General features: G+C 39.5%; 11 protein-coding genes and 2 tRNA genes. 10 read left to right on the top strand and 3 right to left on the bottom strand.

Translation table 11 applies throughout. The features are described from left to right. Positions 1 to 80: 80 nt before the first annotated feature. The 6 genes from V7127_RS01925 to tsaD all read left to right on the top strand — a co-directional run bounded on the left by V7127_RS01925 (position 81) and on the right by tsaD (position 3,068). Positions 81 to 154, top strand: a tRNA-Met gene (locus V7127_RS01925). A gap of 3 nt (positions 155 to 157) precedes the next feature. After that, positions 158 to 234 (top strand) — tRNA-Asp (locus tag V7127_RS01920). Positions 235 to 425: 191 nt separating this feature from the next. Beyond that, the gene (gene tsaE, locus V7127_RS01915) at positions 426 to 881 is read left to right on the top strand and encodes a tRNA (adenosine(37)-N6)-threonylcarbamoyltransferase complex ATPase subunit type 1 TsaE (RefSeq protein WP_335483120.1); all 456 of its coding nucleotides are present in this window, start codon (positions 426 to 428) and stop codon (positions 879 to 881) included. Then, positions 878 to 1,579, top strand: coding sequence for a tRNA (adenosine(37)-N6)-threonylcarbamoyltransferase complex dimerization subunit type 1 TsaB (gene tsaB, locus V7127_RS01910; protein ID WP_335483118.1), 702 nt, complete (start codon positions 878 to 880; stop codon positions 1,577 to 1,579). The genes tsaE and tsaB overlap by 4 nt, the downstream gene beginning before the upstream one ends. A 17-nt stretch (positions 1,580 to 1,596) precedes the next feature. After that, positions 1,597 to 2,046 (top strand): ribosomal protein S18-alanine N-acetyltransferase, encoded by a 450-nt coding sequence (rimI, locus tag V7127_RS01905; protein ID WP_335346181.1) that lies wholly within the window; start codon positions 1,597 to 1,599, stop codon positions 2,044 to 2,046. Beyond that, positions 2,046 to 3,068: a tRNA (adenosine(37)-N6)-threonylcarbamoyltransferase complex transferase subunit TsaD gene (tsaD, locus tag V7127_RS01900; protein ID WP_335483116.1), complete on the top strand. Its 1,023-nt coding sequence runs from the start codon at positions 2,046 to 2,048 to the stop codon at positions 3,066 to 3,068. Before rimI ends, tsaD begins: the two co-directional genes overlap by 1 nt. A gap of 236 nt (positions 3,069 to 3,304) precedes the next feature. Here tsaD and V7127_RS01895 read toward each other — a convergent pair whose 3' ends face one another. Beyond that, positions 3,305 to 5,227 carry an ABC-F family ATP-binding cassette domain-containing protein gene (locus tag V7127_RS01895; protein ID WP_335483114.1) on the bottom strand — a complete coding sequence of 641 codons (1,923 nt, stop codon included), beginning with the start codon at positions 5,225 to 5,227 and terminating at the stop codon, positions 3,305 to 3,307. A 144-nt stretch (positions 5,228 to 5,371) separates the two neighbouring features. On the opposite strand from V7127_RS01895, the gene moaC reads away from it, so the two are divergent. Both moaC and V7127_RS01885 read left to right on the top strand, forming a co-directional pair. Then, entirely contained in the window at positions 5,372 to 5,863 is a 492-nt protein-coding gene (gene moaC, locus V7127_RS01890) for a cyclic pyranopterin monophosphate synthase MoaC (RefSeq protein WP_335483113.1), read from the top strand. 92 nt (positions 5,864 to 5,955) lie between these two features. Further along, positions 5,956 to 6,603 (top strand): redox-sensing transcriptional repressor Rex, encoded by a 648-nt coding sequence (locus V7127_RS01885; RefSeq protein WP_335483112.1) that lies wholly within the window; start codon positions 5,956 to 5,958, stop codon positions 6,601 to 6,603. A 33-nt stretch (positions 6,604 to 6,636) separates the two neighbouring features. On the opposite strand, the gene V7127_RS01880 is transcribed toward V7127_RS01885, so the two are convergent. Together V7127_RS01880 and V7127_RS01875 are read right to left on the bottom strand one after the other, a co-directional pair. Continuing rightward, positions 6,637 to 6,843: a YdiK family protein gene (locus tag V7127_RS01880; protein WP_335346186.1), complete on the bottom strand. Its 207-nt coding sequence runs from the start codon at positions 6,841 to 6,843 to the stop codon at positions 6,637 to 6,639. Beyond that, a complete protein-coding gene (locus tag V7127_RS01875) occupies positions 6,840 to 7,571 on the bottom strand; it encodes a CPBP family intramembrane glutamic endopeptidase (RefSeq protein WP_335483110.1) in 732 nt (243 codons plus the stop codon). Before V7127_RS01875 ends, V7127_RS01880 begins: the two co-directional genes overlap by 4 nt. Before the next feature lie 294 nt (positions 7,572 to 7,865). On the opposite strand from V7127_RS01875, the gene groES reads away from it, so the two are divergent. Together groES and groL are read left to right on the top strand one after the other, a co-directional pair. Further along, a complete protein-coding gene (gene groES, locus V7127_RS01870; protein ID WP_315667217.1) occupies positions 7,866 to 8,150 on the top strand; it encodes a co-chaperone GroES in 285 nt (94 codons plus the stop codon). A 72-nt stretch (positions 8,151 to 8,222) separates the two neighbouring features. After that, the gene (gene groL / locus V7127_RS01865; RefSeq protein ID WP_335483108.1) at positions 8,223 to 9,851 is read left to right on the top strand and encodes a chaperonin GroEL; all 1,629 of its coding nucleotides are present in this window, start codon (positions 8,223 to 8,225) and stop codon (positions 9,849 to 9,851) included. Positions 9,852 to 10,151: the final 300 nt, after the last annotated feature.

The following is a 10,151-nucleotide window of genomic DNA, read 5'->3' as shown; positions in this document are numbered from 1 at the left end:
AGTAGGACGTCGCTAGGCTGTTTTAAATATTTCTATTATGCTATATATAAGCATAGTAAAAATCATATAAATACTATTATCGCGGGGTGGAGCAGTCCGGTAGCTCGTCGGGCTCATAACCCGAAGGTCGCAGGTTCAAATCCTGTCCCCGCAATCTGGTCCGGTAGTTCAGTTGGTTAGAATGCCTGCCTGTCACGCAGGAGGTCGCGGGTTCGAGTCCCGTCCGGACCGCCATTTACATGCTTAAACAAGAACGAAACTAGGTTTCGTCTTTTTTTATTTTGCACAGCATATTTTGCTAGCAGATTTAAAATCATGTACACTATATATGAAAGATACCCTTAGGATGCATCCTAAGGTTTTTTTGATAATAATCAGTTGAGTTAGTTATTCCAATTTAAGAAAAATAATGGTGATCAATTATTATGAGTATATATGAGTTTATTTCGAAACATCCTGATGATACGATGGAATTTTCAAAACGTCTGGCCACCCTTCTGCAGCCCGGAGATGTCATCGCTCTTGAAGGCGATCTTGGCGCAGGGAAAACCACGTTTACGAAAGGATTGGCCATTGGGTTAGAAATTAATAGAAATGTTAACAGTCCTACATTTACCATTATTAAGGAATATCAAGGCAGGCTTCCGTTATATCATATGGATGTTTACCGAGTAGAAGATTCCTTTGAAGATCTAGGATTTGATGAATACTTTGAAGGGGATGGGGTGACAGTTGTTGAATGGGCTCATTTAATAGAAAGTCAGTTGCCTGCTGAATTGTTGACCATCTCTCTTTTTCTAGGTGAGAATGGTTCCAGAAGATTTGTATTAGAACCAAAGGGTAAAAGATACGAGGAGTTATGTAAGGAGATATTAGGATGAAAGTGCTTTCTATTGATACATCTAATTATACGTTAGGTGTTGCGATATTGGATGGGGATCAAGTAAAAGGCGAATATATCACAAATCTAAAAAAGAATCACTCCATACGAGTCATGCCAGCTATTGAAGCTTTAATGCATGATTGTGATATAAAGCCAGCTGACCTTTCAAAAATTGTTGTAGCCAAAGGGCCAGGCTCTTACACAGGTGTTAGAATTGGCGTTACCATTGCGAAAACATTAGCTTGGACACTTAACATCCCATTAGTGGGAATTTCAAGCCTAGAAGTTTCTGCTGCATCAGCTGGACGTTATTTCGAGGGTGCTATATCTCCACTATTCGATGCAAGAAGAGGACAAATCTATACAGGTCTCTACCAATTTGTTGACGGAAACATACATACCTTACAAAAAGATCAGCTTTTATTATCAACAGAATGGGCAGCAAAGCTTAAGGAACAGGAACGGAGAATTCTATTTATTGGAAATGATTTGCCGTTGCATCAGCCTATTTTGAAGGATCTTCTTGGAGGCCAGGCTGTTTTTGCAGAAATCACGGAGCAAAATCCCCGGCCGTCAGAGCTTGCTTTGCTAGGAAGAGATAAAAAAGGGGAGGATATACATTCCTTCGTTCCTAACTATATCCGTTTGGCAGAAGCGGAAACGAATTGGCTAAATGCTAACAAAGAGAAAAAGTAATGATGAGGAAGAACATAATGACGAATTCTTTCACTTTTCGTTTTTTAAGTGAAAAAGATGTTAATGAGGTGTTGAAAATTGAACATGCCTCATTTACATTGCCGTGGACGGAAGAAGCTTTTAAAAACGAATTTAAACAAAACAAATTTGCCGTATATATCGGATTAGAAGATGAAGGAAGATTAATTGGCTACTGCGGGGTTTGGGTAATCGTTGATGAGGCGCATATTACAAATGTAGCCGTCTTGCCTGAATACCGAGGGCTGAAGCTTGGAGAAGCATTAATGAAGAAGATCATGGAGATATCCTCAGAAATGGGCGCTCGAACGATGACACTTGAAGTCCGTGTGACCAATTCTATTGCCCAGTCTTTGTACCGAAAGCTAGGCTTTCAGGATGGAGGCATTCGAAAAAGTTATTATACTGATAATCGAGAAGATGCATTAGTAATGTGGGTGAATTTATAATGAATAAAGATCAATTTATTATGGGTATTGAAACAAGCTGTGATGAAACATCGGTAGCGATTGTCAAAAACGGCAGGGAAATTGCCTCAAATATTGTGGCATCACAGATAGAAAGTCATAAAAGGTTCGGAGGCGTTGTACCTGAAATTGCTTCGAGGCACCATGTGGAACAGATAACCATTGTTCTTGAGGAAGCATTAAAACAGGCAGAACTAAGCTTCGATGATTTGGATGCAATTGCAGTCACAGAAGGTCCAGGCCTTGTCGGTGCATTGTTAGTGGGCGTAAACGCTGCAAAAGCGCTTGCCTTTGCTCATAATATCCCATTAGTGGGTGTGCATCATATTGCAGGCCATATTTATGCGAACCGCCTTGTTACAGAGCTAGAATTTCCGTTACTCTCCCTTGTTGTTTCTGGCGGACATACAGAGCTGGTTTTTATGAAAGCAAATGGACACTTTGAGGTCATTGGTGAAACAAGGGATGATGCTGCTGGAGAGGCGTATGATAAAGTAGCTAGAACCTTGAATCTTCCTTATCCGGGTGGACCTCATATTGACCGGTTAGCACATGTTGGGGAAGCCACCATTAACTTACCGAGAGCGTGGCTGGAGGAAGGGTCTTATGATTTTAGTTTTAGCGGATTAAAATCTGCAGTTATCAACACTGTCCACAATGCTGAACAGCGTGGGGAAAAGATTTCCCCAGAAGATCTGGCGGCAAGCTTTCAGGCAAGTGTGATTGATGTCCTTGTTACTAAAACGCTAAAAGCTGTAGAAGAATATAAGGTAAAACAAGTATTATTAGCAGGTGGGGTTGCGGCCAATAAGGGTTTGCGCTCAGTGTTACAGAAGGAATTTGACAAGCTGCCTGGGATTGAATTGGTCATCCCGCCACTACATTTATGTACGGATAATGCAGCAATGATCGCAGCTGCCGGGAGTATCCTATTTGAAAAAGGTGTGCGATCAACTATGGCATTAAATGCGAACCCAGGTCTTGAAATTACTATCCACAACTAATTCGAATATAAGAAAAACGTCCCAGTTACTACTTGGACGTTTTTTGTGGATAAAATGGCAATTGTTTAAATTTTATGTGTATAATGTGGATAAAAAGCCAATTAAATGTGGATAATGTGGAAAAGTCTGTGGAATCCCATTACTTCAGTTGTTTTTATGTGAATAATTTTGTGGATAAAAAAATACCAGGAGTGAATAAACTCCTGGGTCAAATTTCAGCAAAAAAAATTATTCTGTTACTCTGCTAGTACAGTCCACTCTTCAACTAATTCTTCTAATTTGGTCTTTGCCTCGTTATTTTCTTTCGTTATTTCCAAGACCCTTTCATGATCTTGATATATTTCGGGCTCACACAGAAGCTGTTCGAATTCAGCAATTTGCGCCTCCAATCCCCCGATAAGCTTTTCAACTTCTTCTAATCTTCTCTGTTTTTGTCTTTCTAACTTTTTTGCTTCCTTATCCATCTGATAGCTGCTTTTATCTTGATTTACGTGAGTAGGGAAGGAGGACTTTTCTACAAGGTCCAAAGCTTTTAACTCTTCCTGTTCTTGCTTCTTCTCAACATAATAATCGTAATCGCCAAGAAACTCAGTTGCTCCATTTTCGTTAAGCTCAAGAACCTTTGTAGTAATTCGATTAATAAAATAGCGATCATGAGAAACAAACAGAATTGTTCCAGGATAATCGATTAAAGCATTTTCTAATATCTCTTTACTATCTAAGTCGAGATGGTTTGTTGGCTCATCCAGTATTAAGAAATTGGCTTTTTGCATCATTAATTTTGCCAATGCTAGACGAGCCTTCTCTCCTCCGCTTAATGTCGAGACGGTTTTTAGTACATCATCACCCGAAAAGAGGAAGTTTCCTAACACAGTTCGGATTTCCTTTTCTGGTGTAAGTGGATATTCATCCCAAAGTTCATTAAGTACACGTTTGTTCGAGGTGAGCTCAGCCTGTTCCTGATCATAATAGCCAATGGCTACGTTGGATCCGTAGTGTATACTTCCTGCAAGTGAAGGAAGCTTCTCAATGATCGTTTTTAAAAGCGTGGATTTGCCAATTCCATTTGGTCCTACAAGGGCTATACTTTCTCCACGAGTAATTCGAAAGGAGATATTTTTCGAAATCAATTCATCATTGTATCCTACCGCAACAGATTCCACCTTTAGCACTTCATTGCCTGTTTGCCTTTCAATTTGAAAACCGAAATTAGCAGACTTCTCATCCCCTAAAGGACGGTCCATTAATTCCATTCTCTCCAGCTGTTTTCTGCGGCTCTGTGCCCTTTTGGTTGTGGAGGCCCGAGCCAGATTGCGCTGAATAAAGTCTTGCAGTTTAGCTACTTCTTCCTGCTGCTTTTCAAATTGCTTCAAGTCACGTTCATAGTTTGCCGCTTTTTTGTCAAGATAAGAGCTGTAGTTACCGATATATTTTTTGATTTGATTTCTTGATAATTCATAGACTTGGGAGACGACTTTATCTAAAAAATATCGATCATGGGAAACGATTAAAATGGCCCCGTCATACGTTAGCAAATATTGCTCTAGCCAAGATAAAGTATCAATGTCTAGATGGTTGGTAGGCTCGTCCAAAATTAAAATATCAGGCTTCTTTAACAGCAGTTTTCCTAGAGCAAGCCTCGTTTTTTGTCCCCCGCTCAAAGTGGATATTTTCGTATCATAGCTAAAGGATTGAAAGTTCAGTCCATGAAGAACGGAGCGAATGTCTGATTCGTACTGATAACCGCCTTGTTCTTTAAATTGAACTTGCCGATCATCGTATTCTTTTAAGATGCGTTCATATTTTTCGGGATTAGCCATTGCTTGCGGATCAGACATTTCACCCTCGAGCTTCCGCAATTCCTTTTCAAGCGTTTGCAGATGCTCGAATACAGTTAACATTTCATCCCAAATGGATCTTTCTGACTCGAGTCCGGTATTTTGGGCAAGGTAGCCGATTTCCACTTCCTTAGGCTTAATAATGTCACCGGAATCATAGGACATTTGGCCAGCTATCATTTTTAAAAGAGTAGACTTGCCAGCCCCGTTGCGCCCCACAAGGGCAATTCTATCTCTAGTTTGTACTTCAAGCTTTATATTCGATAATATAACTTCAGCACCAAAGTTCTTTATTAATTGATTGACTTGTAATAAAATCATTTTTGTTCACCTCAAGCTTTATAGAATAAGTGTAACTCATTCATATTTGTTGGGCAATGTGTGTGAGGACGGACTTGAATTATTGTGAAGTGTTTTACACATTTGGCTAAAAATAGTGTATGATTTTGTTGTGAGGTGTTATTAATGTCTGATTTTACCCATTTTAATCAAGAGGGCAGAGCAAAGATGGTCGATATTAGCGAGAAATCTGTGACGGTCCGAACTGCGATTGCTCACTCAAGTATTACAGTTAATAAAGAAATATATGAAAAAATCACTTCGAATACAATGAAAAAAGGAGATGTCCTCGCCGTAGCACAAGTTGCGGGTGTGATGGCATGCAAGAAAACATGGGAAATTATTCCAATGTGTCATCCTATCCCTTTAACGGGAGTAGATATTTCCTACTCATGGAGTGTCGATCAAGAAGAATATACACTGCTCATTGCAGCTACGGTCAAAACAAAGGGTCATACTGGAGTTGAAATGGAAGCGTTAACAGCCGCATCTGTATGTGCCTTAACAGTTTATGATATGTGTAAGGCTGTTGATAAAGGGATGGTCATTGGCAAAACTTATTTAGTAGAAAAAACTGGCGGAAAAAATGGGGATTTTAAAAGGGATTCCTTGTTATAATGTATTGTGTATATAAAGAAGTAAAGCTGCTAACTGATAAAGCATTTGTCATTTGAACAAACGTAAAGGTTTCTACGAGAGGAGATAAGATAATGGCGAATGAGTCATTAAAAATTCCACAAGCAACGGCCAAACGGCTTCCTTTATATTATCGATTCTTAAAAAATTTGCATGCTTCTGGGAAACAAAGAGTCTCTTCTGCAGAATTAAGTGATGCGGTAAAAGTTGATTCTGCTACAATTCGGCGGGATTTTTCCTACTTTGGCGCTTTAGGGAAAAAAGGGTATGGCTATAATGTAAATTATTTGCTTACTTTTTTTCGGAAAACGTTAGATCAGGATGAATTAACGAAGGTAGCTCTTATTGGGGTTGGTAATTTAGGCACTGCCTTTTTAAACTATAATTTCCTCAAAAACAATAATACGAAAATTGAAGTAGCCTTTGATGTAGACGAAGGAAAAGTTGGCACATACATTGGGGATGTACCGATATTCCATATGAGTGATCTAGAAAAAGTAATCGAGGACGAACAAATTCAGGTTGTGATTTTAACAGTTCCTGCTCTTGCAGCCCAACCGATTGCTGACCGAATTGTTCAAGGCAGTGTAAAAGGAATTTTGAATTTTACTCCTGCACGTTTATCTGTGCCGTCCTCCATCAGAATTCATCATATCGATTTAGCTGTGGAGCTGCAGTCGCTTATCTACTTTCTTAAGCATTATCCACAAGAGGAAGAATAAGCTAAACAAAGAAAATGAGCATTTGTATAGTGCTCATTTTCTTTGTTTGTTATTGACGATTTTGAAATGAAAGGCAACCATCCGCAGGCCAGTACCTAAGTCAAGGGTTGCGATAATAATAAGAAAGTAAGTAAATATTCCCCAGCCATCGTTTCTTTGAATGCTTTGGATCGCGATATAGGTAAAGAGGATCCCAAGAATAATATAAATGATGCCTGATAACAATGGTGTCCTTCTCATAAAAACCCTCCAATAAAGCTTTGCATTTTTTCCACTTCTTTTATCCAATTTTCAATATTTTCTCTGTTAAATTGGATAATGACGACAAGTGTATTCATGGCCACATGCGCAAAAATCGGCACTAGAATTCGCTTTGTTTTGACATATAGGAAAGCAAAAGTAAAGCCCATCGCTGAGTACAACAGAATATGTTCAAACTCAAAGTGAGCTAGAGCAAAAATAACAGAACTTATTAAGGCAGAAAGAAAAAAGTTTAGCCGCTTATGAAGCGTTCCGAAAATAACCTTTCGGAAGACAATTTCCTCTAGGATTGGCCCAATAATTGAGCTGATCACAACGACTATGGGTGAAGCTTGAATAAGCCTAATAATTTGCTGTGTGTTTTCCGATCCCATTTCAATTCCGATTAAATTTTCTATATTGGCGGCAATAGATTGCGCAAATAATGCAAGGAATACTCCGCCAATGGCCCAGGCTATGGAAGTACCTGCAGAAGTTGAATTTCTCATAGAAAGGCTTTCCTTCATTTCTTTTCGAAGGATTGCCAACGAAATAATTAATGTGATCGTAAAGCTAATGACAATCCAGGATGTGACAGCGGTTGTTTGCATGTCGGCCATGCTTTTGCCGGATAGTGTTCCCCAAAACGCAATGAACGGGACCCCGATTAAGCTCGATAATTGCATCCCTGTATAAGCAATAAGAATATACCAATACTCTTTTTTCAATATTTTATCTCCTTATCCATTGTGTATATCAATCCTCATTTTACCCGTAAAAAGGTCCAAGTTTCAAATTGTAGACATAAAAAGATGGTTTGCTGCTTGGATATTAAGGATAAACTAGCATTTGGCAATGACTGTAAAAATAATGTAGCCCATATTAAATATTTTTTACAAAAAAATTGAGCTTCACTCTTGCAAATATGCAATAGATTCATTAATATAATAATTGTGTTAGCACTCAGCAGATGAGAGTGCTAATAAATAAAATTTACATATTTATTGAGGAGGTTGTTTCACTTGTTAAAGCCACTAGGTGATCGAATTATTATCGAGCTTGTTGAAACTGAAGAAAAAACTGCAAGCGGCATCGTTTTGCCGGACACTGCAAAAGAAAAGCCTCAAGAAGGCAATGTAGTTGCTGTTGGAACTGGACGCGTTCTTGAGAACGGTGAGCGTGTAGCTCTTGAAGTTGCTCAAGGCGACCGTATTATCTTCTCAAAATATGCTGGTACTGAAGTGAAGTACGAAGGCAAAGAATATTTAATTTTACGCGAAAACGACATTCTTGCTGTTATTGGCTAATCTAGCCATACAGCTTTACAATTTTATTTGATTTGAACTGCCTATTTAACTATTTCGAGGAGGTTATTTATTATGGCAAAAGAGATTAAATTTAGTGAAGATGCACGCCGCGCAATGCTACGCGGAGTAGATGCTCTTGCAGATGCAGTAAAAGTAACTCTTGGACCAAAAGGACGTAATGTGGTTCTTGAGAAAAAATTCGGTTCTCCGTTAATTACAAATGACGGTGTAACAATCGCGAAAGAAATCGAATTAGAAGATGCTTTCGAAAACATGGGTGCAAAGCTTGTTGCTGAAGTTGCAAGTAAAACAAATGATGTAGCTGGTGACGGTACGACAACTGCAACGGTTCTTGCTCAAGCAATGATCCGCGAAGGTCTTAAAAACGTAACAGCTGGTGCAAACCCAATGGGTATCCGTAAAGGAATCGAAAAAGCGGTTGCAACTGCTGTAGAAGAATTACAAGCAATCGCTAAGCCAATCGAAGGCAAAGAGTCTATTGCACAAGTTGCTGCTATTTCTTCTGATGATAAAGAGGTTGGTGCTCTTATCGCTGAAGCTATGGAGCGCGTTGGTAACGATGGAGTTATCACAATCGAAGAATCAAAAGGCTTCACAACTGAGCTTGATGTCGTAGAAGGTATGCAATTCGACCGTGGATACGCTTCTCCATACATGGTAACAGACTCAGACAAAATGGAAGCAATTCTTGATAATCCATATATCTTAATCACTGATAAAAAAATCACTAGCATTCAAGAAATCCTTCCAGTTCTTGAGCAAGTGGTTCAACAAGGCAAGCCATTATTGCTTGTTGCTGAAGATGTTGAAGGGGAAGCACTTGCTACATTAGTAGTGAACAAGCTTCGTGGAACATTCAATGCAGTAGCGGTTAAAGCTCCTGGCTTTGGTGATCGCCGTAAAGCAATGCTTGAAGACATCGCGATTCTAACTGGTGGTGAAGTCATCACTGAAGAATTAGGCCGAGACTTGAAATCTGCAACAATCGAATCTTTAGGACGCGCTTCTAAAGTAGTTGTAACGAAAGAAAACACAACGATCGTTGAAGGTGCAGGAGAAAGCGCACAAATCGCTTCTCGTGTAAACCAAATCCGTGTTCAATTAGAAGAAACTACTTCTGAATTCGATAAAGAAAAATTACAAGAGCGCTTAGCTAAATTAGCAGGTGGTGTGGCAGTTGTTAAAGTAGGTGCTGCTACAGAAACTGAATTGAAAGAGCGCAAGCTTCGCATTGAAGATGCTCTAAACGCAACTCGTGCAGCTGTTGAAGAAGGCATCGTATCTGGTGGTGGAGTAGCTCTACTTAATGTTTACAACAAAGTAGCTGCTCTACAAGAAGAAGGCGATATCCAAACTGGTATCAACATCGTATTACGTGCGATGGAAGAGCCTGTACGCACTATCGCTCAAAACGCTGGCCTAGAAGGTTCAGTTATCGTTGACCGCTTAAAGCGCGAAGAAGTGGGAATCGGCTTCAATGCTGCGACTGGCGAGTGGGTTAACATGATCGAAGCTGGTATCGTAGATCCTAAGAAAGTAACTCGTTCTGCTCTTCAAAACGCTGGTTCAGTTGCTGCAATGCTTCTAACTACTGAAGCTGTTATCGCTGACAAACCAGAACCAAACGCACCTGCAATGCCTGATATGGGCGGTATGGGTGGAATGGGCGGCATGATGTAATAAGTGCCTCCAACCCTTTATATATAGGGATTTGTTACCCTAATAACTACCGAAAGGTAACATTGGGAACAAAAGGTTAACAAATAGAGGTTTTCCATTAAGTTCTTAAACTTTCTGGAAGCCTCTTTTTTCATGTCTTTAGTTACGTGCAAGTAAACGCTTTTCGTCGTGTCCTCATCTCGGATCCAAACCAACATCAATGATGTAAGACCATTTTGCTAAGACCAATTGAGGACAGGTTCATTAAAACTAGAAAAGCAGTCAAAAGGAGTTTGTACTCTGGCATATTCCAGAAAACAA

This window comes from Bacillus sp. JJ1773 (assembly GCF_036962035.1).
GTDB lineage: Bacteria > Bacillota > Bacilli > Bacillales > Cytobacillaceae > Cytobacillus.
Note: the sequence above shows the minus strand (reverse complement) of the source record. Positions and strands in the feature narration are given on the sequence as shown.

Bases quoted from the DNA above. Each gene is read 5' to 3' on its own strand.
- tsaB (WP_335483118.1), top strand. From the start codon at position 878: ATGAAAGTGCTTTCTATTGATACATCTAATTATACGTTAGGTGTTGCG.
- tsaD (WP_335483116.1), top strand. From the start codon at position 2,046: ATGAATAAAGATCAATTTATTATGGGTATTGAAACAAGCTGTGATGAA.
- rimI (WP_335346181.1), top strand. From the start codon at position 1,597: ATGACGAATTCTTTCACTTTTCGTTTTTTAAGTGAAAAAGATGTTAAT.
- tsaE (WP_335483120.1), top strand. From the start codon at position 426: ATGAGTATATATGAGTTTATTTCGAAACATCCTGATGATACGATGGAA.
- groL (WP_335483108.1), top strand. From the start codon at position 8,223: ATGGCAAAAGAGATTAAATTTAGTGAAGATGCACGCCGCGCAATGCTA.
- V7127_RS01885 (WP_335483112.1), top strand. From the start codon at position 5,956: ATGGCGAATGAGTCATTAAAAATTCCACAAGCAACGGCCAAACGGCTT.
- moaC (WP_335483113.1), top strand. From the start codon at position 5,372: ATGTCTGATTTTACCCATTTTAATCAAGAGGGCAGAGCAAAGATGGTC.
- V7127_RS01895 (WP_335483114.1), bottom strand. From the start codon at position 5,227: ATGATTTTATTACAAGTCAATCAATTAATAAAGAACTTTGGTGCTGAA.
- V7127_RS01880 (WP_335346186.1), bottom strand. From the start codon at position 6,843: ATGAGAAGGACACCATTGTTATCAGGCATCATTTATATTATTCTTGGG.